We start from the raw sequence: 23,868 nt of genomic DNA, 5'->3' as shown, positions 1-23,868 counted from the left end.
GTCTCCGATGCGTGCGATTTTACTTTTCCGTCTCCCTCCCCAGGGAGTTGTTCGTTATGGTGGCGCTCGTCTCCACCGACCCGTGGAAGCTCGACGTGAAGCAGCCGGCCAGAGGAAGCGCGGCAGCAAGGACGAGGAGCCCGAGGAGCAGTCGGTGCGACCGGGGTTTCACTCGATCACCTTCGGCACCCGGAAGAATCCTTCCACCCGGTCCGGGGCGTTGGCCAGGGCGTTTTCCACGCCGATGGAGGGGCGGACCGCGTCGTCCCGGAAGGCGTTTTCCACCGGCACCGCGTGGGAGGTGGGGATGATGCCGCTCGTGTCCAGCTCGTTCAGCTTTTCCACATAGGCAAGGATGGCGTCCATCTGGCCGGTGAAGGTCTCCGTCTCCTCCGGGGTCAGCTCAAGGCGGGCCAGGAGGGCAACGGCGTCGACTTCGGCTTTGGTTATCTTCATGGGGGATCTCCGTGGGGTGAACCTGGTGAAATGAACGGTATTTTGTAGCACGAACAGGGGGAAATGACAAGGCGACGTGGCCATGAATGCCGCGGCTCATCGTTCAAACGACCAGGAGGAAACGGGGAATGCGTTCGCTTTTCTAGTGTGGTTGTGGAGCTGGTCGGGAAATTCAGGGCACGGATGCGGTGACCCCGCCACCGGCGGGGGCCGGGGGGAGATTGCGGAGGATGGCGTGGTACAACTCCCCTGCCCTGACCGGCTTGGAGATGAAATCGTTCATCCCTGCCTCATGGCAGATTTTCTCGTATCCCTTGAGGGCGTGGGCGGTCATGGCGATGACTGGCGTGGTCCGGTCGATCCCCATCTCTGTCCCGCTCCGTATCACGCGGGTCGCCTCCAGGCCGTCCAGCACCGGCATCTGGATGTCCATCAGCACCACATCGAAGCGCTCCCCTTTTATGGCGCGCACGGCATCGCCGCCGTTCTCCACCGCAACAACCTGGCACCCCATCATCTCCAGGAGGAGCCGGGAAACCTTGAGATTCACGGGATTGTCCTCGGCGAGCAGGATCTTCACCTCCCGGTCAAACCGCGGTATCCCTGCCTGCCTGATTTCCCGGTTCTGGAGAGCGCAGGTCCCCAGCCGGACCGTGAACCGGAAGGTGCTCCCAACCCCGACGGCGCTCTTTACGGAGATATTCCCTCCCATCATCGACACCAGGGCGTGGCAAATGGCGAGCCCCAGCCCCGACCCCCCGTATTTCCTGGTAGTGGAGCCGTCGGCCTGGGTGAACGACTCGAATATGAGGGAGAGCTTGTCGGCGGGGATGCCGACGCCGGTGTCCGAAACCGTGAAGAGCAGCACCACGCCGTCGTCCGTGCCGGAAGAGGGGGCGCGCTCCACCTTCAGGACCACTTCTCCCCTGGCGGTGAACTTGACGGCATTGCTGAGGAGATTGATCAGCACCTGCCGCAGGCGGGTCGGGTCGCCGATGAATGCCTCCGGGAGGTCCCGGGCCACATCGAGGATCAGCTCCAGCCCCTTGCCGTGGGCCTGGGGTGCCACCACGTCCAGGGCTCCCTCCACAGTATTCAGGAGGTCGAAGGGTACCTTCTCCAGGAGGAGGCGCCCGGCCTCGATTTTCGAGAAATCCAGAATGTTGTTCAGGAGCCCCAGCAGACTCTCGGCCGATGAAGCGATAATCTCCAAGTTTTCACGCTGGGAGGGCGAAAGGGGAGTTTCCAGGGTCAGCTCGGTCATGCCGATGATGGCGTTCATGGGGGTCCGGATCTCATGGCTCATGTTGGCCAGGAATTCGCCCTTCATCCTGCTGGCGGATTCCGCTTCGTCTCGGGAAAGCTTCAGGTCGTTGACCATCCGCTCGATGGCATGGAGCACCTGGTGTGTCTCGTCACGGCATTCGTCCGCCACCACCGACGTATCGTGCCCCATGGCGGCGGCCGCGCAGAAGAGCGCCTGCCGCAGGGGGCGGTTGATGCGATAGGCCGCATAGGCGGAAAAGACCACGGAGAGAAGCAGTGTCACCAGCGCTCCCGTTATGACTCGCGCCTCCAGTATGGAGATTTCGTCCTGCACGTCGTCCAGGTAAAGGCCGCTCCCCAGAACCCACTGCCACGGCTCAAAGAGGGAAACGCGGGACATTTTGCGGCTCGGCTCCCGGTCACCCGGCCGGGGCCAGAAGTAGTCGACCTCACCCTTCCCCTCCCGGAGCGCAACCTCGTTCATGTCCTGGAAGAGATGTTTCCCCCGGGCGTCGGTGAGGCGGGCCAGGTTCTGCCCTTCCAACTCGGGGTGCACGGGGTGCATGATCATCCTGTTTTCCAGGTCGTGGATCCAGATGTAGCCGTTGACATCGTAGCGCAAGGTGCGCAGGGTATCCACGGCCAGCCCCCGGGCCTCTGTCTCGGAGATCTCCCCCCGGAGCTGGAGGGAATGGTAGTGGGCGGCTATGGAGCGGGCCGCGTCCACGATGTGGCTCGCGTTGTCCGTCCGCTCGCGGATCAGCTTCGATTCCAGAAGCGGGAGGAAGAACCCCAGCAGCCCCGCGATGATGACGAACACCGCCACCGTCGACATGAGGAATATCTTCGTGAAGAGTCGCCAGTTGCGTATCCGCCAGGTTTCGAGATTCATGGCCCGCAGCAGTCCTTCTGCCGAACAATGGAAGGCGTCAATGGTGGGAGTCGTGCCGGGTTCCGGCACCGCGCATCATTACTCTCTTTTCGGCAAAAAAACGGCATCCTTGAGAATTTTCTCAATCTCCATCACGTCACATTCCCGGAGTTCTCAGAGGATGGGGGTCAGCGGCAGCGACTTCCAGAGGCGCAGCCGGTTCCGCTTGGCCGCCGAGGCGTGGCGGTCCGGGTTGTCCGTGGCCGGGTTCCAGCTGTTCTCCGGGCGCATGTCCCGCTCGATCCGCTCCTCCACCTGGCGGGCCAGGGCGGAGTTCCGAACCATCACCCCCACCTCGGTGTTCAGGTTGGCGGAGCGGGGGTCCAGGTTGAAGGTGCCGACGAACAGAGTCTCGCCGTCGATTACCATGGTCTTGGCATGGAGGGCGAAGGTGGGGGGCTTCTCCTTCAGTTTCGGGTAGCGGTCGATCAATTCCTGCCGCACGGCCGGGTCGGGGCGGAATTCCCGGATCACGATCCCCGCTTTCAGGAGCCTGGCCCGCTGCTTCCGATAGCCGCTGAAGGCCTGGAGGTTGTCGGTGGCGGCCAGGGAGTTGGTGACGATCCGCACTGCCACGCCGCGCTTGATGAGCCCCCGGCAAAGCTCCAGCCCCCCCTCCGGCATGACCAGGTATGGGGACTGGATGGTAACCCGCCGTTTGGCCTTGCGCACCGCGTCCACCAGGGTAGCCGTGCTCCGGCCACCCCCCTTCAAACCATTCCGGCCGCTGTTTTTCCCCGGCAGGTCGGAGATGAAGCGGGCCTCGTCCCAGACCATCTCCCGCAGCAAGTTGTCAAACCTGACGGGGAGATCCTGGAGCGCCTGGCGGACTTCCGGGGCGAAGTTCTCAGGTTTCCCGGCATAGGCGTGGAGGCCGGCATAGACCTGGCCGGTCCGCTCCGGCGTCATCTTCTTCATGGGCTTTTTCAGCAGCTTCTCCACCGGCACAGCCAGGGGGCTCTCCCAGAACCGTGCGAAGCTCGCCTCCGCCTCGGCCACAGCCGGGCCAAGCATCAGCATGTCCCGGTCCCGGAAGGTGTACTCCTGGTCGAAATCGTAGTACTCATCGGCCATGTTGCGGCCGCCGGTGATCCCCACCATGCCGTCGAAGAGGGCGGTCTTGTCGTGCATCCGCTGGTTCACGGAACGGAAGCCGGTCACCACGTTGGCGATCCGCTTCACCTTCGAAGTCCCCACTGTCATCTTCGGGTTGTAGATCCGGATGTCGATGTTGGGGTGACGGGCCAGGGCTAGGAGCGACTCCGGCGGCGCGTCGATGAGGAGGTCATCCACCAGCACCCGCACCCGTATCCCCCGCTCCGCCGCCCGCAGCAGCGCCTCCGAGGCCAGGATGCCGATGTTGTCGCTGCTCCAGATGAAATACTGGACGTCGATGCTCTTTGTGGCATGGTCCGCGAGCCACGCCCGGGCCAGAAGCGATTCTTCTCCTTTTTCCAGGACATAGAGGCCGGTTTTGCCGGGGTGGGCGGCCAGGAGGGGCTGGATGCTCCAGGGCAGGGGAGGCGTGGTTTCGGCCGCTGACAGGGGCCGTGGGCCGACAACGGTGGCGAGGGTGAGGAGGGTGGATAGCGTGATAAGCAGCAGATGTCGGATCATTGCATAGTGCCTCGTTTCAATTGTCGGGAAGAGCGCGCAAAAAGGGCAGTCCAGCAGCAAATTCGGCAGTTTCGGGGGTTGTCGAATTACATAAACTGTCCCCGGAATACCCCCCCCAAGGGCAGGTACTCCATGCCGGGTCCTCGGGACCACATGCAGGACTTGGTGGTTGTGCCCACTCAAGCTGCCAAAGCTCTTCAACTCCATTTATGCTGATTTTATGTTCTTCCCTGATTACAGGTTTGCTATCTCCGGCAAAGGCACTAACGGCTGTCAATGCAGCCACGAAGGAAAACACGGAGACAATCAATTTTCGCTTCATATCTTGTCCTTCCAACGTCACAAGGCGCACCGGCGAGCGAAGCGAAGACCGCGTGACGCCGCATGTGGTCAAAAATCAGAAGTGTATATGCCATTCATCGTAAGGAATGCCGTTGGAGAGAGCACCTCGATACACGCGGTCCTTAATGGTGTCAGAGTAAATGTCTATACTCCACTGTCGCATTCGACCTTCGCCGCTCCCACTCATGTTTACTTTTCTGAAGTACTCCTCAAGTGGCCGCATATCAGGGAACGTCCAAGCAAGCTTACTGAATAGCCCTGATAGCAGTGTTCCAATTGGTGAAAAATATTCCTCTTGTCGATCAGCACCAACAGCATGACGTATGTAGCCTATTGTTGCACATCCGTTCGGCCCATAAATCTTGCTTATTTCATCATTGAAAAAAGGAAGCATTGGACTTAGGTATGTCATTTTACTAACATTCCATGTTGCCAGATCAGAAACAGTGACAAAATCTATGCACTCTTTTGGATGAATAACATGAGCCGCATCAGCCTCCCACAACGAATTCTCGACATTATCCAATGGTTTTGAATTTTGGCTTTTCCAGCTATGTGAATGCGCCAGTAACCCATATACAATTCCGGTATGTAACTCTTTGTAAGGTGTACCTTCACGTTTGGGAAGAGAGCGTTTGAGAGCGGCTGAAGTTTCGACTGCAGCTTTGACGTATGCCGCTGTCAAAGTAGTCTTGCATTCGAAGGCAGCAGCAACGCCACCTGAAAGATAAAGCTTCTTGTCAAGTAGTATGCGAGGGTACGAAGGGTATAGAACAAGAACATCAATCTGGGGACTTGCATAGCCTGAATCAGTTAGTATTCGCCCTTTCGTAACGACATGGAAATAGTGTGGGAGCCATTCCCTGAGCAAACTTGCCCAATTTTCTTCTCCCTGATCACCAGCGGTGCCAGGGTCTTCAGCGGCTCGTTTCTGGATTCTAAGGTATTCTGCTTGTAAATCCTTTTGGGCCTTCTTTATGAAGTCGTGAATATCATGTTCCATAATTACCTCGACCAACGGCTATAGGCTGACCCACGGAGCGTCAGCGGAGATGGGTCTAGCCGGGTGTGTACGCCCGGCATGGGCGTGAACTTATGGGGTGCAAGTCCCCTGTACGGTGAATCCAGCACTGTCGCGAGACAGCGTAACCAAAGTACTAGCCGAAGGCAAGGGCGTCTCCGCGAGGAGGGGTCTGGAGGAAGCCGGAGCGCAACGCTATGAGCCGACGAACAGAAACAGCATAGAAGGCCGGGGTGTCCGGGCAAGTCAGCACAACATGACGAAGTCCCATGGATTCAGGATGCCAAGGTAAATGCTGCGGTTGTGTAGCCACAGTTCACGTTCTTATCCGGGGAGACCTGTCCCACATGCCATTGTTTCCTGATGGCGCGGTATCTGGTAACAGCTGCCGTGATGGGGCAGGAGTCAGCAGAAGCCATAGTAGGCGTAGGACGTTGCCGCCAGCGATCCGGCAACTGGAAACAAGCCGATATAGAGAATCGGAAGCCTTACCCCGCCGAAGGGCCAAACGATAGATGAGGGGAACCGCACCAATGAGCTTTCACGACATGACGAACCCGCACGGGGGAATGCCCGTGAAGCGCGTCGTTGACCAGCCAACCCCGGAGCAACACCTACTGGAGCAGATACTTGCCACCGAGAACATGGAACTGGCGTGGAAACGGGTGAAAGCCAACAAAGGCGCTCCCGGTGTCGATGGCATCACCATCGACCAATTCCCCGACCGGTTCCGGCCACTATGGGCAGATATCCGCGCATCGCTTGCAACAGGTACGTACCAACCAAAGCCGGTTCTTCGGGTGGAGATTCCCAAACCTACGGGCGGTAGCCGCCCGCTGGGTATTCCCACCGTGCTCGACCGGCTGATCCAACAGGCAACAGCTCAGGTACTCACGCCGATCTTCGATCCCGGATTCTCGGCATCGAGTTTTGGTTTCCGCCCGAACCGGTCAGCACATGGTGCTGTCCGGCAACTGCGGGAGTATCTCCGGCAGGGCTACCGCATTGCCGTGGACATTGACCTTGCCAAGTTCTTCGACACGGTCAACCACGACCTCCTCATGACCATCGTGGGGAGGAAGGTCCGCGACAAACGGGTGCTGGCCCTGATCGGCAGCTACTTGCGAGCCGGGGCGGAAGTGAACGGACGGCGGGAAAAGACCCGCCTGGGAGTACCCCAAGGCGGCCCGCTTTCCCCGCTGCTCGCCAACATCCTCCTCGATCACCTGGACAAAGAGCTTGAGAAACGTGGCCACAAATTCGTCCGCTATGCCGACGACTTCGTCATTCTCGTAAAGAGTCAGCGGGCTGGCGAACGGGTCATGGGGAGCGTCAGGAAGTATCTGACAAACCAGCTCAAGCTCACGGTCAACGAAGACAAGAGTCAGGTTGCCAAAGGCGACCAGATCAGCTTTCTTGGCTTCGTCTTCAAAGGCACCAAAATCCTCTGGTCTGACAAGGCGTACAAAGAGTTTCGGCACCGCGTCAGGAAGTACACCGGCAGGAGCTGGTTCGTCTCCATGGAGTACCGGCTGAACAAGCTGTCTACCTACATCCGCGGCTGGATGGGGTACTTCGGGATTGCCGAAGCGTATCACGACATCCCGGAGATCGACGGCTGGATACGGCGGCGGGTGCGGCTCTGCTACTGGAAACAGTGGCGGTGGTGCCGCACCAAGATTCGGAATCTGCTCAAACTGGGCGTTCAACTTGGGACTTCCATCAGAGCAGGGCTGAATCGTGGCGGTCCGTGGGCCATGGCCCGCAGGCTTGCCGCCCAGCACGGTATGACCAACAAGTGGCTGAAGGATCAAGGTCTCGTATCTGTCAAAGAACTGTGGGTGAAGATCCATCACCCGGCTACGGCCCGGTGACGTCGTCGAACCGCCGTATGCGGACCCGCATGTACGGTGGTGTGGGGGCTGGGGGGCTAAGACCCCCGGCTACCCGATTGGCAGTTGTCTCCGCACGCTCGCGGGGAGTTGTCACAAGCTCGCACTTTTAAGCTCGGGTCTATTTGGCACGAAAAGGCTGTACTTTCCCTTGATCGGCTCTGCCTTGTTAAGCTGGACTCGCATTGTATTTTTTAAATTCAGCTCATCAATACACTGCTCAAGAATGTGGTAGTTGGCAGGATCCATTCTCATTCCAGCTATTACAGAATTCTGAATACTAATGTCGTATGTGTGAATACCGTGTCCCCTAACATAATCTATGACACGCTCTTCTTGTTCATATTTCCAATCTATACCTTTTATCAAGAATTGCTTTCTGCGTTTTTCATCTTCAGTGTCAAAAAAACTTATTATTGGCTTGTCTATTTCGTATTCAACTTCGTGAGGGACCAGTAGCTCAAACCAATAATCGTGAGGAAGATCCTCCAGATTAATATCTGTGGCAGCAACTGGAATCTCGAACTCAACGACAAATCCTTTATGGTGTTGAGCGTAGTGCGCCCACATAAGAAGGTTCAAGGGATCTCTTGAGAGGCTGCAAATTCCAACGGCATCGCTGGCTTTTTGGCCAAAAGCTCCTTCTTCGACTGCGAGTTTGAGTCTTTCTATCATTTTCTGTTTTTGATTTATCCGTTCGTTTTTAGTCAAATTTAGCATGTCGCAGGCTTTTCTAAGTAAATCCGGTCTGCTATCAAGATAGTCCTCTATGTTCCCATCCTCATAGTCTGGCGCACAGTCGAAAGGGTCATTGACTTTGCTTGGGGGGCTGAACTTCATTGTCCCATTTCTTATTATGTTCAGTGAGCCTTCATCAAATGGGAGGTATTTGTATCTAAGAATTTTTTCAACAACCACCATTTCTTACTCCATTAGCACCTACTTAAGGGATGGCTCATTTATTGTTCCTGCCAACTCGTTATTGACCGGTTTACGCGCACGCGCGCGTGAACTGCTGATCCACCCTATTGGAACATTTCTCCTGAAGACGACTTTTCAGCCTACGCCTCCTTCACCCCGCCGCCCTTCTTCACCAGCGCGTTCAGGTCCACCCCAGGCAAGAGCCGGGTCAACTGTCCCATCAGCCCGTCGCCAGCCGTGCCGCCGCCGGAGACGAGCACATCGGGAACGATCTTGATCTGGCCGTTTTCGATGGCGGCGGAGATCAGCTCGACGATCTTGATCTGCTTGATGGCATCCTCGCCGATGGCCTCTTTCTGTTTCGAGTAGGCCTGGGCGGTGGCGTCACCGATGGCGGCGATCTTGGACGCCTCGCCGTCGCCGATGGCTTTCAGCCGCTTCCCTTCGCCGGTCCCTTCCAGGGCCTTGGATTCCGCGGTCCCCTCGGCCAGGGTGATCATCTCGGTCTTTTTCTGGGTGGCCACCTTCACGGCAATCTCCGAAGCAACCAGGGTCGGCTGCTGATCGGCGGTGGCCCGCATCTTCTCCATCTCGGTCCGTTCCGCCTGGGACCGCTGCTCCATCTTGTACATCTCCTGCTGCTGCTCGGCGATGATCCGCTTGGTCTGGGTCTGCATCAGGTCTTCCGGCAGCTTGATCTGGCAGATGAGGACGGAGACGCATTCCACGTGGTACCTCTCCAGGTCGATGCGGGCGCGGCTCTCGGCCTTGGACTGCTCCTCAGAGCGGCTCTGGAGGAAGTTCATGGCCGAGGCGGTGGAGGCCTGGTTGCGGAAGGATGAGTCGATCATGGGGTGGATGACGTGCTGGATCAGGTTGTCGATGGAGCCCACCTTGGCCACCATGTAGGGGGCCTGGTCGGGCCGCACACGGATGACCACCTTGACCGCCACCTGGATCGGGAAGCCGTCCTTGGAGATGACGGTGAGCTGGTCGAAACGGGTATCCTCCTGGTCGTCCCAGTCGATGGTGATGTTGGTGGTGTCGATGATGTAGCACATGAAGGCCCGGCGGTTCAGGTAGTAGCGGCCCGGACCGGCCACCTCCTCCTGGATGCCGCGGAATCCCTTGGGGACCACGTACTTTTCTTTCCCTTCCTCGATGGATGCGCCGGTCTGGGATGAGCCGAGCCGTTTCTTCATCTCCTCCGTCGGGTCGTCACCCACGTTGGAGACGATAACCCCCACCTGGCCCCGCTCCACCACGGCCACGTCGTCGATGGCCACGCTGAACATGAGGGGGTTGATGTAGTAGGTGCCGGGGCGAAGGACATCGAGCTGGGGCCCCCGCTGGCCGCTTTTGGTGAGGAAGGCGGAGCCGTCCTGGTAATCGTTGTGGCCGGTGATGGGGGAGGCGACGTACTCCCGCTCCGGCAGCGGAATGCCGTCCAGGGCGGTGACGAGGCCGATCTTGTTGGCTTCGACCACCGCCGCCGGGGCGATCTGGATCTGGAACAGGTTCAGGTTGATCCGGTATGTGCCGGGGAGGAGCACGTCGATCTGGGGACCCTTCTGGCCGCCGTTTTTCAGGAATGCCTCGCCGTTCTCGAAGTTGGAGTGCTCCGGCACGCTCTGGGCCAGGAGCCGTCCCATGGGGATCGGTTCGCCGTCCTGGGCGGTGACCATCCCCACCTCACCCTTGGCGATCACCACGGCCGAGGCCTTGGTGATGCGGAAGAGATTGGGATGGATCCGGTAGACCCCCGGCGGCAGGATCTCGATCTGGGGCCCCTTCTGGCCGCCGCTCTTGATGAATGCCTCGCCGTCCTGGAAGGAGTTATGCCCCGGCACCACGTTGGCGAAGATGCGGCCGGCGGGGATGGCCGAACCGTCGGACGACTCCACCATGCCGATCTCCCCTTCGCTGATCTTGGTGGCCAGGCTCTTGGTGACCTTGAAGAGGTAGGGATTGATCCGGTAGTTCCCCGGCGGAATGATCTCGATCTGCGGCCCTTTCTGGCCGCCGTTCTTGATGAACGACTCGCCGTTCTGGAAGGAGGCGTGCCCCTCCACGGCACGGGCGAAGATTTTCCCCTCGGGGATGGCGGCGCCGTCCACCGACTCGACGATGCCGATTTCCGTATCCTTGATCTCGGTGACGGTTCCCTTGGTCAGCTTGAACAGGTAGGGGTTGATCCGGTACTTCCCCGGAGGGAGCACCTCGATCTGGGGCCCCTTCTGGCCGCCGTTCCTGATGAAGGCCTCGCCATCTTGAAAGGAGTTGTGGCCGGTCACCACCTCGGCGAAAATCCGCCCCGCCGGAATGGCGTTGCCGTCCACCGATTCGATGAGGCCGATTTCGTTGTCCAGGATTTCCGTGAAGACGCTCTTGGTCGCCTTGTAGATGAAGGGGATGAGGAAATGGAGCCCCGGGCCGAGGGTGCGGGCCTGGATCCCCACCTCGTTCCCCAGCGCCACCACCCGCCCCTGGGGCATCTTGCTCCCGAACCAGCGCCGCTCGATGAAGGCGATCTCGTTGCCGCCGACAATGACGACGGAGGCGTAGAGGAGGATGGCAATGGGCACCAGAACGGCAAAGTACCCCCAGTGGTCAAGAACGACATTCAATAACATTCTGATTCCTTTCGTGGTGCGAATGTAGGTGGGATGAGAGGCAACGGCAGGAGGTCGCCGGCGAGGTTTTGATTGGTGCATGCCCTGTTCAAAGCATCAAAACCACTTGATAACTCGTGCCTTTAAATCGATGGTGTGAGGAAAATCAGCCAGAAAACTCATTCCGAGCAATCCGGTTTCCTCTGAGTCTTCTCTCGGCATAATGCTCACAACGGCAGCGTTTTTGTTTTTGGATCCTACTGACACATGATCGCAGATGAATTGATGAGTTTGCACTTTTTTACCATCCGCAAGAGTAGCGTTACCTTGAGACGTTGGTTGCGCTCCGAGCCGTTGAGCAAGTGCTGGCGAAATGGTTATTCCTGTTGCTCCGGTATCGAGCAATAGCCTTGTCGTAACGGTTCGGCCACGATACGTCAGGGACACAGGCACGTAGACCTGATTATTTACCACATCAATAGGCGTACGTTGTTGTCCTGATCCCCCCTCAATAATCTTCATGTTTTTTCTGTATCTGGGCGGAATCTTATCGATATTGTCAACCATCACGATCAATCCACTTTTGTCGATATACTGAAAAATTGCCTCTCGCGGGTATGGTCCTACATTTTGCTGAGAAACGTCCTCCTGCTTATCAACCGGCTCTGAGTTTTCAGCCTTCTCGGTCTGGCGCGCCTGCTGTTGTTCATTCCAAATTCTTGTAACTTCTTGATATTGTGCTTGTGTCATGGTGTTAACTTCTGGCGCTGCTTTATGTTTATCAAAAATAAACGATGTAAGATCCAGCTGGAACAGCCACCAGGCAAACACGCCCATGATAACCATCAGAGAGACAACAGTTGCGATGGGATTCCCCGCCTTTTCACGGTTTGACTTTCGCATGCTCGCCTCGTATTCGAATCAGCAAAGCTCCCGCTGAGTAACATTCATTTCCCAAATCCTGGACCGCGACTCAATGCTCTCCTTATCTCTTCGGCAGCTGCGCCCCATAACTTTTAATAAATTTTTTGAAATTTATCCAGACGTCATTGAAGCCGAAGGATTGCTCTCGGTCTTGGAGACCTTCGCTCTCATCCCGCCAGCGCCGCCAGAGCCGCCTCCTTCACCCCCCGCAGATCCAGCTTCCCGGTACCCAGCAGCGGCAGCGCATCCACCGCCACGTAGCACTCCCTCCCCGGCTTCCAGAGGTTGGGGAGGTCGCTCTCGGCCATGAGCCGGTGGAGGGTTTCGGCGTCCCCGGCCTCCCGGGTGAAGACCACCACGAGCATTTCCCCCCGCTTTTCGTCGGGGATGCCGGTTACGGCCACGACGCCGGTCATCCCGAGGCGGGCGTGAAGGGCGTCTTCCACGGCGCCGTGGGGGACCATCTCCCCGGCGATCTTGCTGAAGCGGGAGAGGCGGTCGGTGATGTGGAGGAAGCCGTAGGTGTCCAGCCGGCCGATGTCGCCGGTGACGTACCAGCCGTCCTTTACCACCTCGGCGGTCTTTTCGGGCTTGTGGAGGTAGCCGAGCATGACGTTGGGCCCCTTGACGAGGATCAGCCCCGTCTCCCCCTCGGGAAGCGCGGCAAAAGTGTCGGGGTCCACGATCTTCACCACCACGCCGGGGACCGGGAGCCCCACGCTCCCCTCCCGGAAGGCGACCTGGCGGACCCCGTTGACTTCCACGTCGGGAAGCGACAGGGAGATGACCGGCGACAGCTCCGTGGCTCCGTACCCCTCCATGGGGCGGATGCCGAACTTCTCCTGGAAGGTGTCGGCCAGCTTCGGCTTCAGTTTCTCGGCGCCGGTGATGACGAGGCGCAGGGTGGCAAAGTCCTCCTTTTTGGCTCGCCGCAGGTAGGCCATGAGGAAGGTGGGGGTGGCGATGAGGAGGGTCGACTGCCGCTCCCGCACCGTTTTGGCGATGGTTTCGCCGTCCAGGGGGTTGGTGTGGTAGACCGCCGAGAAGCCCGAGAGGAGCGGGAGCCAGAGGGTGCCGGTGAACCCCAGGGAGTGGAAGAACGGCAGGGCCGAGCAGATGTTGTCCCGCCGGGTGGCGCGAAAGACCATCCGGAGCGCCTCCAGGTTGGAGAGGATGTTGTGGTGGGAGAGCATGACCCCCTTGGGCTCCCCGGTGCTTCCGGAGGAGAAGATCACCGTGGCGAGGCGGTCGGCTTCGAATCCGGCGGGGCGGGCGAAGGTGCGGAGCGGGAGGAAGCGGGCCGTGAGGAACGCCCGGCGCTTTGCGCCGTCGGTGAGCCCGGCGAGGAGATCCTCCACGTAGATGGCACCGGGGAATTCCGGCAGGGTGCCGAGCTTCTCCAGGAAGACGCGGGAGGTTATGGTGGTCCGGATGCCGCACTGGGCCAGGGCCGAGCGGATACCCTCCGGCGAGGCGGTGTAGTTCAGGTTCACCGGCACGGTGCCGTTCAGGGTGAGGGCCAGGTTCACCAGGGCGCCCCCCACCGTGGGGGGGAGGCAGATGCCCACCATCTCCTGGCCGGAAGTTGCGTCCTTAAGCTTCGCCGCCAGGGCCACGGCGCCGGTGAGGGCCCTGCCGTAGGTAAGTTCCCGGCCGCCGGTGTCGGCCATGGCGGGGCGGTGCCAGTTCTCCCGGGCTGTCTCGGCGAAGAGCTCCCCCAGGGGGCGGCGCCGCGGCTTGCGGGCCTCGAACCAGGCGGCGGAAAGCTCCATTACGGCCCGGCGCACGTCGTGGGGGGTGCTCCCGGCCGGCACGGGCGCGCCGAAGAGGACCGTCACCCGGTAGGGGATGAGGGAGGGGAGGCGGGAGAGGAGCCTGCCGTGGGCGTAGGAGAGCGCGCTCCCCCAGGCGCCGCCGATGTAGACCGGGATGATGGGGTGGCTCGTCCCCTTGACGATGCGCTCGAAGCCCCCCTTGAACCGGTTCAGCATGCCAGTACGGGTGATCTCCCCCTCGGCGAAGATGCAGATCAGGTAGCCGTCGTCCAGGGCCTTGCGGGCGGTGGCGATGAACTCCAGGAGGCCCCTTTTCCCGTCCCGGGACGAAACCGGAATCACCCCCATGAGGGCGCAGAGCTGTTTGAGGCCGGGTGCGCTGTAGATCTCCCGCTCCATGACGAAGCGGATCCGCCGCTGCTGGGTGGCGAGGAGGATGAGGGCGTCGAGCCAGGAGACGTGGTTCGCCACCAGCAACGCCCCCCCTTCCACCGGCACGTGACGGTCGTCGATGGTGGTCACCCGGTAGCGGATCCGCATGACCGCCAGGGCGATGAAGCGGAGCAGAAAGTCGGGGAGGACCCGGAGGGTGACGGCGGTGAGGACGAGGGTGATCGCCCCGAGGACCGTGAAACAGGCGCCGGGGGAAAACCCCAGGGGGCCCGAGAGGACCCAGAGGAGCCCCGAGGCCAGAAGCACCCCGACCCAGCTCAGGAACGACGAGGCGGCCAGTACCTCCCCCCGCCGGTCCGCCGGTGCCCGGAGTTGGATGAAGGATTGGAGCGGTACGATGAAGAGCCCGGCGCTGACGCCGAAGAGGGCCACCGCAGCCAGGACCGCCCCCAGGTTCGCCGGCATCATGGCCAGGGCGAAGGAACAGACGGTGAGCCCCACGGCGCCGATGGGGACCACGCCGAACTCCACGGTGCGCCCGGAGAGGCGGCCGGCCCAGAGTGACCCGGCGCCGATGCCGATGGCGGCGGCCAGGAAGAGGTAGCCGCTCTGCTCCTCTGAGAGGGCGAGGATCTTCATGCCGTAGGGGAGGAGGTTCAGCTGGCAGAAGGCCCCCACAAAGAGGAAGTAGGCAGCGCCGATCACCGCCAGGAGGAGGTAGCCGTCGTTTTTAAGGCTCCGGATGGTGCGCCAGTAGCTGGTCGGCAGGAAGGAAAGTGTCCGGTCGGGGGCAACGGCCGGGGTCGGGGGGAGGGTGCGGGCGATGAGGAGCCCGGCCACGGCAATGGCCACCCCCGCCAGGAGAGCCACGCCGTGGCGCCCCCCTGCCAGCTGCACGAGGAAGGGAGCCAGAGCAGTCCCCCCGACGATGGCGAGGAAGGAGGCCATCTCCAGGAGACTATTGGCCCTGGAGAGCTCCTCCCGGGGGACCAGCTCCGGCACAACTCCGTACTTAGCCGGGGCGAAGAGGGCGCTGTGGGTACCCAGGAGAAAGACCGCCCCGTAGAGGAGGGGAGGGCTCGCCAGGAAGAGGCCGCTTACGGCCAGGAGGGTAATCCCCACCTCAAGGACCTTGACACCCACCACAATCCTTCCCTTGGGAAGGCGGTCGGCCAGGGAGCCGGCCAGGGCCGAGAAGAGGAGAAACGGTGCCACGAAGGCGGCACTCCCCATGGCAGCGATGGTGCCGGCCTCCTCCCGGCCGTAGCGGCCGATGAGGTAGAAGACGATGATCAGCTTGATGATGTTGTCGTTCAGCGCCCCCAGAGCCTGAGCCAGGTTCAGGCGGCGGAAGGAGGCGGGAAGAGCGGTCGGTTCGGTGGTGTTCATGGGAGGCTCCATCAGAGTCAGTAATTCTGAAAATCTCATTTTGAAACGGCAGTCGAAATAACACAGAGCAACAGAGCAACAGAGAGATCAACACGTAATCCGAAATTTCGCCTAACCCATTTGATCTGTTTCTGAAATGGATATTCTTCCCGGATTTTACTCAGTTGCTCCGTTGCTCTGTGTTTCAAAGGTTTATAGTTGGTTGTTCCTGAGTATGCCTGCGGCCCGGAAAAGAATCTCCTCCGGCATCCCCAGGGCCAGCTTGAGCTGCACATCCTGGTCCCAGGGGTTGCCGATGGCGGCCAACCGCCGGGCCTCCATTGTCCCGAGCCGGAGGAGGTGGAACCAGGGGGAGGTGAGCCCCATGGCCGGCAGAGGCATGTCGGTGCCGTAGAGGAGCCTACCGTGAATCTCCCGGTGCGCCAGGACCCGCTCCAGATGCCCCCACCGGTTCACCTGGGTGAGGGCCGAGACGTCGGCGTACAGGTTCGGGAATTGGGCGAAGAGGGGAAGCAGCCGGGCAAGGTTCCGCTCCCCGTGGCTTTGTCCGCTGGTGGCGCAGTGGGCGGCGATAACCGTCACCCCCTCCTCCAGGGGGAGACGGAGCCGCGCCGGGTCGGCCAGGGCGTTGTCGGCCCGGCTGAAGGACTCCTCCTGTCCCGTGTGGGTCAGGAGCGGCAGTCCCAGTTTTGCCAGTTGCCGATAGAAGGGGATGAGCCGCCGGTCCGCCGGATCGGTCCCCTGGATGGAGGGGAGCCACTTCACGAGCACCGCCCCGGCCGCGGCTGCGGCGTCGAGGCGCTCCACGGCGTCGGGGCGCGAGGGATTGACGCTGGCGCCGAAGAGGAGGTTCGGGTAGCGGCGGCATTCCCGGGCCAGGAACTCGTTGGGGATGTACATCTCGGTGCGGTCCCGGTCCAGGTCGCCCCGGCCGTCCATCACGCCGTCCATGGCCAGGACCACCGCCTGTTGGACCCGGGACGAGGCGGCAAGGCGTTCCGAGAGGCGCCGGAGCACCAGGCCGTCCCCTTCCCGCTCCAGTTCCCCGCTGGTCACGCCGAAGGATTTGAGGTAAATGGGGTACTTCCAGCTCCGGCGCAGTTTCGGGGAGATGAAGCAGCCGCTTGCGCCGGCGCCGATGCCGGCTGCATGGCAGTGGATGTCGATGACGGTCATTTCTTGCTCCGGTGGTTCATGCGGCAATCGGCGATGGTCTTTACGGTCATGGCCGTGAAGACCGGGGCGGCGGCAACGGCGCTCAGCAACAATAGGGTAAGTGGGGTGAACATGGCAACCTCCCGAACAATGGTTTCTGCTCAGAAGATTGCCGATAGCATGCCAAGTCGGCTGCCATCTGGAATTGCCAATGATTCTGGATTGTTGCAGTCAGACGGCAATCGCTCTTGCTGATTAGCGGCAAATCGTGATTGACATTTTATGAATGGCAACTATACATCGAATGTATGAAAGCTATCGAGACAATACTGGCGACGGAGCGGGATTTTTTTGCCAAGGTGGCCCGGGCCGCCTTCCTCAATCCCTTTGGCGAGAGCCGCGACGAACTAGACCTGCTCCTGGCGGGAACTGGTGTCGGTGACCGGGGCGGAGTGCTTGCCGCCCTCATCACCCGGGTGGCCGAACGAGTTGCCGTCCTGCAGCGGGAACTACGGAGCAATCACCTCCGTCTGCCGGCTGCCGACCGGGAAACGGTCCGGACCGTGCTTCTCTTCGATCTCTTTCACCGGTTCCTGGACGCCTTCGACCGCCTGATCCGGGAGCAGGCCGCGGCTGGCGACACCCCCTGCCCCGTCCCCTTTGCCGGCGGCTTCCTGGGCGCCTTCGCGGAGGCGGGCTTCTCCGAGACGGAGAGCCGCCGCTACCTGGGCCTCTTCTACCAGCTCCGGCGGGCCTTCTACTTCATCCGGGAAGGGCTCGCCGGTTCCAGTCCGTCGCTGCGCCGGGTGCGGGAGCACCTCTGGCAGACCCTCTTCACCCACAATATCCGGTGGTTCGACCAGTACCTCTGGGACCGGATGGAGGACTTTTCGGTCCTACTTCTTGGGGAGACCGGCACCGGCAAGGGAGCCGCGGCCGCCGCCATCGGCCGCTCGGGCTTCATCCCCTTCGACCCGAAAACCGGCCGCTTCAGCGAGAGCTTCACCCGCAACTTCCTGGCGGTAAATCTCTCCCAGTACCCGGAGGGGGTGCTGGAATCGGAGCTCTTCGGTCACCGGAAGGGGGCCTTCACCGGCGCCATCGATCACCACGAGGGGGTCTTCAGCCGCTGCACTCCCCACGGCGCCATATTTCTCGACGAGATCGGCGAGGTGTCGCTGCCGGTGCAGGTAAAGCTCCTCCAGGTGCTCCAGGAGCGGAGCTTCTCGCCGGTGGGGAGCCACCAGCGGCTCCGCTTCAGCGGCCGGGTCATCGCCGCCACCAACCGGGACCTGACCCGCCAGCGGGAGCAGGGGGAGTTCCGGGACGACTTCTACTACCGCCTCTGTTCCGACGTCATCACCATCCCCCCCCTGCGGCAGCGGCTCCAGGAGTGCCCCGACGAGCTGGGGGAGCTGGTGGCGGGAATCCTCACGCGCCTGACCGGGACCGCGCCGAAGCGGGAGGTGCAGCTCCTGCGCAAGGCCATCGAACGGGAAACGGGAGCGAACTACCCCTGGCCCGGAAACGTCCGGGAGCTGGAGCAAGCGGTGCGGAGGGTGCTGGTCACAGGGCATTACCGGGGGGAAGAGAAAGGGGCGCCATCCGGCGTGACGGAGCGGTTCCTGGCGGACGTGGCGGCGGGGGGGCTCGATGCCCAGGGGCTTCTGGCCGGCTACTGCTGTATCCTCTACGAGCGGCACGGCACCTACGAGGAGGTGGCCCGTCGGGCCAACCTGGACCGGCGGACGGTGAAGAAGTATCTGCAGCAAGCAGGGGAGTGATATCAAACAAAAAAATCAAATCGCGATTAAACTCTTTCCAGCCCCGCAAACCGCACCAGCAGCTTCTTCGGTCCCACGGAGTTGAACCAGACGATCACCTTCTGGTCGTCCCCCTTCCCCTCGATCTTGCGGATGACGCCGACGCCGAACTTTCCGTGGTGCACCTTCATGCCGAGCCAGATGCCGCCGTCCTCGGGCTCGTCGGGGATCACCTCCACATCCTCGAAGTCGGGCTCGATCTCCGTTTCGAAGATGCTCGCCAGGTTGTGGCGCGCCGGTTCGGCTGCCGTCACTTCCCGCTCCATCCCCCGAGAGGCGCCGAAGCCGAAGGAGGACTGGTACTCGTCCTCCAGGTCCAGGAGGTCCCGGGGGACGTCGGCGATGAAGCGCGACGGCATGTTCACCTGGTCCTGGCCGAAGAGGCGCCGGCGGCGGGCGTTGGTGAGGACGAGCCGCTCCCGGGCACGGGTCATCCCCACGTAGCAGAGGCGCCGCTCCTCCTCCATGGCCTCGGGGTCGTCCAGGGAGCGGACATGGGGGAAGAGCTTCTCCTCCATTCCGATCATGAATACCACCGGGAATTCGAGCCCCTTGGCCGCATGGAGGGTCATGAGGGTGGCCGATTCCCGCTTCCCCTCGCCCCGCTCCAGATCCGACACGAGGGCCACCTGCTCCAGGAAGGCGGCCAGGGTCTTCTCGTCGCTCGTCCGCTCGAACTCCTCCATGGCGGAGCAGAGTTCCTGGAGGTTGTCGAGGCGGTCCTGGGCCTCGTCGGTCCGCTCTTCCTTCAGTTTGGCGGCGTAGCCGGTCCCGTCGATGATGCGGGAGGCGAGCTCCGACAGGGGGACCGTGCCGGCAAGGCCGGCAAACTGCTCCATGAGGGTCATGAAGCCGGCGATTTTCCCCCGGGGCCCGGTGGTGAGGAGCCCGCTGGTGGATGCCTCGCTGAAGGCGTCGTAGAGGATGATCCCCTTGCGGAGCGCCAGCTCCGCCACCTTGTCCACGGTGGCGTGGCCGATCCCCCGGGCCGGGACGTTGATGATCCGCTTGAGGGACACCTCGTCGGCGGGGTTCACGAGGACCTTCAGGTAGGCAAGGATGTCCTTCACCTCCATCCGCTCGTAGAACCGCATCCCCCCCACCATGTGGTACGGGATCCCGTCGGCCACCATGGCGTCTTCCACCACCCGGGACTGGGCGTTGGTCCGGTAGAAGACCGCCACGTCCCTCAGGTCCCCGCCGCGCCGCACGTGCTTCTCCACCTCCCGGCAGACGAAGCGGGCCTCCTCACGCTCGTCGGAGAGCCGCCGGTAGACGATGGCGTCGCCGGACGGGTTCTCGCTCCAGAGGGTCTTGGCCTTGCGGCCGCGGTTTTTGGCCACCACGGCCCCGGCCGCGGCCAGGATGTTTTTGGTGGAGCGGTAGTTCTGCTCCAGCTTCACGGTGACCACGCCGGGAAAGTCCTTCTCGAAGTCGAGGATGTTCCGGATGTCGGCCCCCCGCCAGCGGTAGATGGACTGGTCGTCGTCCCCCACCACGCAGAGGTTGCGCCGCTCCCCGGCCAGAAGCCGCACGAGCCGGTACTGGATCGGGTTCGTATCCTGGTACTCGTCCACAAGGATCCAGCGATATTTGTCCCGGTAGCGGGCCAGCACCTCGGGGTGCTCTTCTAAGAGACGGACCGTCAGCATGAGGAGGTCGCCGAAGTCGAGGGCGTTGCACTTTTTCAGCCGCTCCTGGTAGGCGCCGTAGACCCGGGCCAGCATCTCGCCGGTGTAGTCGCCGGTGGGAATCTCCTCGGGGCGGATGCCGCGGTTCTTGCAGTCGTCGATGGCGGCGGCGAAGGAGCGGGCCGGGAAGCGCTTCTCGTCGAGGCCGAGGCTGGCGATCACTTCTTTCAGGAGCTTTTCCGCGTCCTTGTCGTCGTAGATGGCAAAGGCGGCGTCATACCCCAGGTGGTGGATGTCGCGGCGCAGGAACCGGGCGCAGGTGGAGTGGAAGGTGGCGATGAGGGGGGCCTCGCCGCTCCCCACGAGCCGCTCCACCCGCTCCCGCATCTCGCCGGCGGCCTTGTTGGTGAAGGTGACCGCCAGGATCTGCCAAGGGGGCACGCCGCGCTCGCGGATGAGCCAGGCGATCCGCTGGACGATGACCCGGGTCTTGCCGGAGCCGGCGCCGGCCAGGACCAGGAGCGGCCCCTCGCCGTGGAGAACCGCCTCTTTCTGGGGCGGGTTGAGATTTTTCAGAAGGTCCATGGGGATACCCTTTTCATGAAACCGGAACGTTTGAGCTTCAGGCCATATTTACGGCCGAACGGATTTTAGTCAAGACTATGTTTCGGGGCATCGGGCACCGGCTATGGTATAGTCATCGGAGGGAACATCCATCGAGTCCTGGATTTGAGGAGGAGCCACGATGAAACGGTACTGCAGCATCAAGACCCCGTTGGGGGACATGGCGGCGTTGGCGGAGGACAACCAACTGTGCGGGCTCTGGTTTGTCGATCAGAAATATACGCCCGAGGAATCGGGGGAGTGGCTGCACGACTCGGATCATCCGGTGTTCGTGGAACTGCGGCGGCAGCTGGACGCTTATTTTGCCGGGAAGCTGCAGACGTTCGACCTGGCGCTGGCGCCCCAAGGGACCCCGTTCCAGATGGCGGTCTGGGAGCTTCTGCGCACCATCCCCCCGGGGACGACCACCAGTTACGGAGCCCTGGCCGTCCGCCTGGCCCAGCGCCGGGAGGGGCGCACCACGTCGGCCCGGGCGGTGGGGAGTGCCGTGGGGCGCAATCCCATCGACATCATCATCCCCTGCCATCGGGTGATAGGGGCCGACGGTTCCCTTACCGGTTATGCCGGCGGGCTCGAGCGCAAAGCGGCTCTCCTGGCCCTGGAGCGGGACGGCGGGTTGCCGCCGGATTGACGCCTACCGGTTCCCCTCGTGCGAAAACTGTGCTAGGGTGAAGCCATGTCGATGGAATCACCCGAACACGAGGCAGCACCCTCCCCCCCCCGCAACCGCACCAAGGAAACAATCCGGGCCGTCAAGTGGCGGCTGGGGCTCGTCCTGTTCGCCTCTGTTGCAGTACCGGTCCTCCTCCTGCCGCGCCGCCTGGCCGTGGGGCTCGGCGCCTGCGGGGGGCGGCTCGTTTTTCTCCTCATGGGAAAGCTGCGGCGCAAGACCGTGGCGCACATCGAGAGCGCCTATCCCTACCTCGGCACCCTGGAAGGGTGGAACCCCGCCGCCGGCACGCCGGAGGCGATCGCCCGGCGCACCTTCGCCAACATCGGCCGGACCGCCGTGGAGATCATCAAGCTCTATTTCGGCCAGGGGAAGGGACTCGTGGACCGGACGGAACTGCGGGGGCTGGAGCACGTCTGGGCGGCAAAGGAGCGGGGGAAAGGGGTCATCTTCATCACCGGTCACTGCGACAACTGGGAGCTGGTGGCCCATGCCTTCGGCACCAACGCCGAGGGGATGGCCGTGGTGGCGAGGCGGCAGAAGTTCGAGCCCCTGACACGGCTGCTGGAGCGGCTCCGCAACCGGCACGGCAACAGCATCATCTACGCCGACGGGGCGGCCCGGCAGATCTTTTTCCGGCTCCGGAAGAACGGCGCCATCGGTCTCCTCATGGATCAGGCAGTCCCGTTCCACGAGGGGGAGCTGGTGGAGTTCCTCGGCCGAAAGGCCTGGACCACCACCATGCCGGCCCTCATGGCGGCCAAGACCGGCGCCGCCCTGGTCCCCGGCTTCGGCTACCGGGAGGGGGACCGCCACGTGGTGGAGTTCTTCCCTGAGATAGCCCCCGACCCTACCGGCGATCCCATCGCCACCACCCGCCTCCTCAACCGGGCCATCGAACAGTACATCGTCCGGCACCCCGACCAGTGGCTCTGGGTCTACAACCGCTGGAAGCGGGTGACCCGGGAGCAGCAAGGCTAGGCCGGCCGTCTCCCGGCGGCGGCCGCCAGCTTCTCCCGATCGTAGATCACCACCCGGCTCCCCTCCACTTCGATGAGCCCCTCCTCCTTCAGCTTCCGGAACGCCCGGGACAGGGTCTCGCTGACCGTCCCGAGGCGTGACGCCAGTTCTCCCTTCTTCACATCCAGATCAAGATAGGTCGTCCCCTGGAAGACGGTGGACTTCCGCTCGGCCAGCTCCACCAGGTGGGCGGCGAGGCGGGCCGGCACTTCGGCGAAGGTGAGCTCCTCGATCTGCCGGGCGAAGCGACGGAGCATCAGGGAGAGGGAGACGATGAGGTTCAGGGAGAAACGGGGGTTCCGCTCCAGGAGCCCCATGAACCCCTCCCTCGGAAAGAAGATCGCCTCCCCCTTTTCCGTGGCCCGGGCCTCGGCCGGGTACTTCCCGTCGCCGAAAAAGGCCGCTTCGGCAAAGGTCTCGCCGGGATGGACGAAGTGGAGCACCTTTTCCTTGCCGTCGGGGGACACCTTGCAGAGCTTCATGCTCCCCTGGGCCAGAAGGTAGAAGCCGCTGGCCTGCTCCCCTTCCGAGAAGATGGTTTCCCCCCGGGCAAAGGGGCGCCGCGTGGCGATGGCCGCCACGTCGGACAGGTTCTCGCCGTCAAGGCCGGAAAAGAGGAGGGATTTTTTCAGGATCTCGGTCAGTTCCACGGGATTGTCCTTTCAGTCCGGTAATTGAAATAACACAGAGCAACAGAGCAACTGAGAAACAACCGTTTCGAAGACATTAAATTATTGTTTTCCTATGGGGTAGCTCTGTTGCTCAGTTGCTCTGTGTTTCAAATGCTGTTGGGGCTCAGCGATTGTCAACGGTGCGTCCGCTTGCGCCGAGGGTCCTTCGCACCATGAGGCGGAAGAGCTCCTCCAGCCCCGCTTGGACGGCGGGTGATTCGATGATCCCCAGGGCCCGGGCAATGGCCTCGAAGGTGGCGAGCCCCTGGGGGTGGTTTTCCCGGCGGATGCCCCACTCGGTGGGGGGGCCCTCGGGAAGCCGGACCATCTCCGCGTGGTCGAGGCCGGGAAGCCGCCGCCCCATGCGGGACGCCTGGCGCCAGGTGCCGTCGGGGACCACGAGGGTGACAGGCCGGCAATCCCGCTCCACAAGCTCCCTCGTCAGAACCGGGACGTCGTCGCCGGGATAGAGGAGGAGGGTCCGGCGCTCCGGCGCTGCCAGATCGCTCAGGTCCAAAAGGGAGTCCCGCTCGCCGTGGATGCGGATCTCGCTGTTGGGGAGGGCCGCCAGGGCCAGGGGCCCGGTGGCCGTGGGCTTCGGGTATTCCCGGTGGTGCATGACGAGAACCACGCGGGTCGCCAGGTCATACCGGGGGATGGCCGGGCAGACGCACCGCTCCAGGTGCATGCGGCAACGGCCGCACCGCTCGCTTCGCTTCGATCGGGTTCCCATGA

At 62.1% G+C, this 23,868-nt stretch carries 18 protein-coding genes; 4 read left to right on the top strand and 14 right to left on the bottom strand.

The features are described from left to right. Positions 1-19: 19 nt before the first annotated feature. The 6 genes from KJB29_RS00700 to KJB29_RS00675 form a co-directional block, all read right to left on the bottom strand. On the bottom strand, positions 20-172 hold the full coding sequence (locus KJB29_RS00700; protein WP_215732914.1) for a hypothetical protein: 153 nt from the start codon (positions 170-172) through the stop codon (positions 20-22). After that, positions 169-456, bottom strand: coding sequence for an Asp-tRNA(Asn)/Glu-tRNA(Gln) amidotransferase subunit GatC (gene gatC, locus KJB29_RS00695; protein ID WP_004514200.1), 288 nt, complete (start codon positions 454-456; stop codon positions 169-171). The genes KJB29_RS00700 and gatC overlap by 4 nt, the downstream gene beginning before the upstream one ends. Positions 457-628: 172 nt before the next feature. Continuing rightward, positions 629-2,683: a cache domain-containing protein gene (locus KJB29_RS00690; RefSeq protein ID WP_343213527.1), complete on the bottom strand. Its 2,055-nt coding sequence runs from the start codon at positions 2,681-2,683 to the stop codon at positions 629-631. An 84-nt stretch (positions 2,684-2,767) separates the two neighbouring features. Then, complete coding sequence (locus KJB29_RS00685; RefSeq protein WP_215732913.1) at positions 2,768-4,270, bottom strand: phospholipase D-like domain-containing protein; 1,503 nt, start codon at positions 4,268-4,270, stop codon at positions 2,768-2,770. A 16-nt stretch (positions 4,271-4,286) separates the two neighbouring features. Then, positions 4,287-4,592 carry a hypothetical protein gene (locus KJB29_RS00680; RefSeq protein ID WP_215732912.1) on the bottom strand — a complete coding sequence of 102 codons (306 nt, stop codon included), beginning with the start codon at positions 4,590-4,592 and terminating at the stop codon, positions 4,287-4,289. A 75-nt stretch (positions 4,593-4,667) separates the two neighbouring features. Further along, complete coding sequence (locus KJB29_RS00675; protein WP_215732911.1) at positions 4,668-5,615, bottom strand: DUF6602 domain-containing protein; 948 nt, start codon at positions 5,613-5,615, stop codon at positions 4,668-4,670. A gap of 587 nt (positions 5,616-6,202) precedes the next feature. On the opposite strand from KJB29_RS00675, the gene ltrA reads away from it, so the two are divergent. Beyond that, the gene (gene ltrA, locus KJB29_RS00670) at positions 6,203-7,507 is read left to right on the top strand and encodes a group II intron reverse transcriptase/maturase (protein WP_246560180.1); all 1,305 of its coding nucleotides are present in this window, start codon (positions 6,203-6,205) and stop codon (positions 7,505-7,507) included. 111 nt (positions 7,508-7,618) lie between these two features. Here ltrA and KJB29_RS00665 read toward each other — a convergent pair whose 3' ends face one another. From KJB29_RS00665 to KJB29_RS00645, 5 genes are all read right to left on the bottom strand, one after another. Next, the gene (locus KJB29_RS00665; protein ID WP_215732909.1) at positions 7,619-8,446 is read right to left on the bottom strand and encodes a DUF2971 domain-containing protein; all 828 of its coding nucleotides are present in this window, start codon (positions 8,444-8,446) and stop codon (positions 7,619-7,621) included. Between the two features lie 140 nt (positions 8,447-8,586). Next, positions 8,587-11,079, bottom strand: a complete 2,493-nt coding sequence (locus KJB29_RS00660; protein ID WP_215732908.1) for an SPFH domain-containing protein — start codon at positions 11,077-11,079, stop codon at positions 8,587-8,589. 96 nt (positions 11,080-11,175) lie between these two features. Next, on the bottom strand, positions 11,176-11,961 hold the full coding sequence (locus KJB29_RS00655; protein WP_215732907.1) for a retropepsin-like aspartic protease: 786 nt from the start codon (positions 11,959-11,961) through the stop codon (positions 11,176-11,178). A 188-nt stretch (positions 11,962-12,149) separates the two neighbouring features. Continuing rightward, positions 12,150-15,539, bottom strand: coding sequence for an acyl-[ACP]--phospholipid O-acyltransferase (locus tag KJB29_RS00650; protein WP_215732906.1), 3,390 nt, complete (start codon positions 15,537-15,539; stop codon positions 12,150-12,152). Positions 15,540-15,731: 192 nt separating this feature from the next. Then, the gene (locus KJB29_RS00645; RefSeq protein WP_215732905.1) at positions 15,732-16,715 is read right to left on the bottom strand and encodes an amidohydrolase family protein; all 984 of its coding nucleotides are present in this window, start codon (positions 16,713-16,715) and stop codon (positions 15,732-15,734) included. Positions 16,716-17,002: 287 nt separating this feature from the next. Between KJB29_RS00645 and KJB29_RS00640 the strand changes: the two genes are divergently transcribed. After that, positions 17,003-18,478 carry a sigma 54-interacting transcriptional regulator gene (locus KJB29_RS00640; RefSeq protein ID WP_246560081.1) on the top strand — a complete coding sequence of 492 codons (1,476 nt, stop codon included), beginning with the start codon at positions 17,003-17,005 and terminating at the stop codon, positions 18,476-18,478. Between the two features lie 26 nt (positions 18,479-18,504). On the opposite strand, the gene KJB29_RS00635 is transcribed toward KJB29_RS00640, so the two are convergent. Continuing rightward, positions 18,505-20,733 carry an ATP-dependent helicase gene (locus tag KJB29_RS00635; protein ID WP_215732903.1) on the bottom strand — a complete coding sequence of 743 codons (2,229 nt, stop codon included), beginning with the start codon at positions 20,731-20,733 and terminating at the stop codon, positions 18,505-18,507. Between the two features lie 160 nt (positions 20,734-20,893). Between KJB29_RS00635 and KJB29_RS00630 the strand changes: the two genes are divergently transcribed. Then, positions 20,894-21,403 carry a methylated-DNA--[protein]-cysteine S-methyltransferase gene (locus tag KJB29_RS00630; RefSeq protein WP_215732902.1) on the top strand — a complete coding sequence of 170 codons (510 nt, stop codon included), beginning with the start codon at positions 20,894-20,896 and terminating at the stop codon, positions 21,401-21,403. Between the two features lie 45 nt (positions 21,404-21,448). Then, positions 21,449-22,423, top strand: coding sequence for a lysophospholipid acyltransferase family protein (locus tag KJB29_RS00625; protein WP_215732901.1), 975 nt, complete (start codon positions 21,449-21,451; stop codon positions 22,421-22,423). Here the strand turns inward: KJB29_RS00625 and KJB29_RS00620 are convergent. Further along, a complete protein-coding gene (locus KJB29_RS00620) occupies positions 22,420-23,112 on the bottom strand; it encodes a Crp/Fnr family transcriptional regulator (protein ID WP_215732900.1) in 693 nt (230 codons plus the stop codon). The two genes, KJB29_RS00625 and KJB29_RS00620, sit on opposite strands and share 4 nt — an antisense overlap. 145 nt (positions 23,113-23,257) lie before the next feature. Continuing rightward, complete coding sequence (locus tag KJB29_RS00615; RefSeq protein WP_215732899.1) at positions 23,258-23,866, bottom strand: tRNA-uridine aminocarboxypropyltransferase; 609 nt, start codon at positions 23,864-23,866, stop codon at positions 23,258-23,260. Positions 23,867-23,868: the final 2 nt, after the last annotated feature.

The sequence above is a fragment of the Geobacter grbiciae genome (assembly GCF_018531165.1).
Lineage (GTDB): Bacteria > Desulfobacterota > Desulfuromonadia > Geobacterales > Geobacteraceae > Geobacter > Geobacter metallireducens.
The sequence above is the reverse complement of the archived record's forward strand: the minus strand, read 5'-3'. Positions and strand labels throughout refer to the sequence as shown.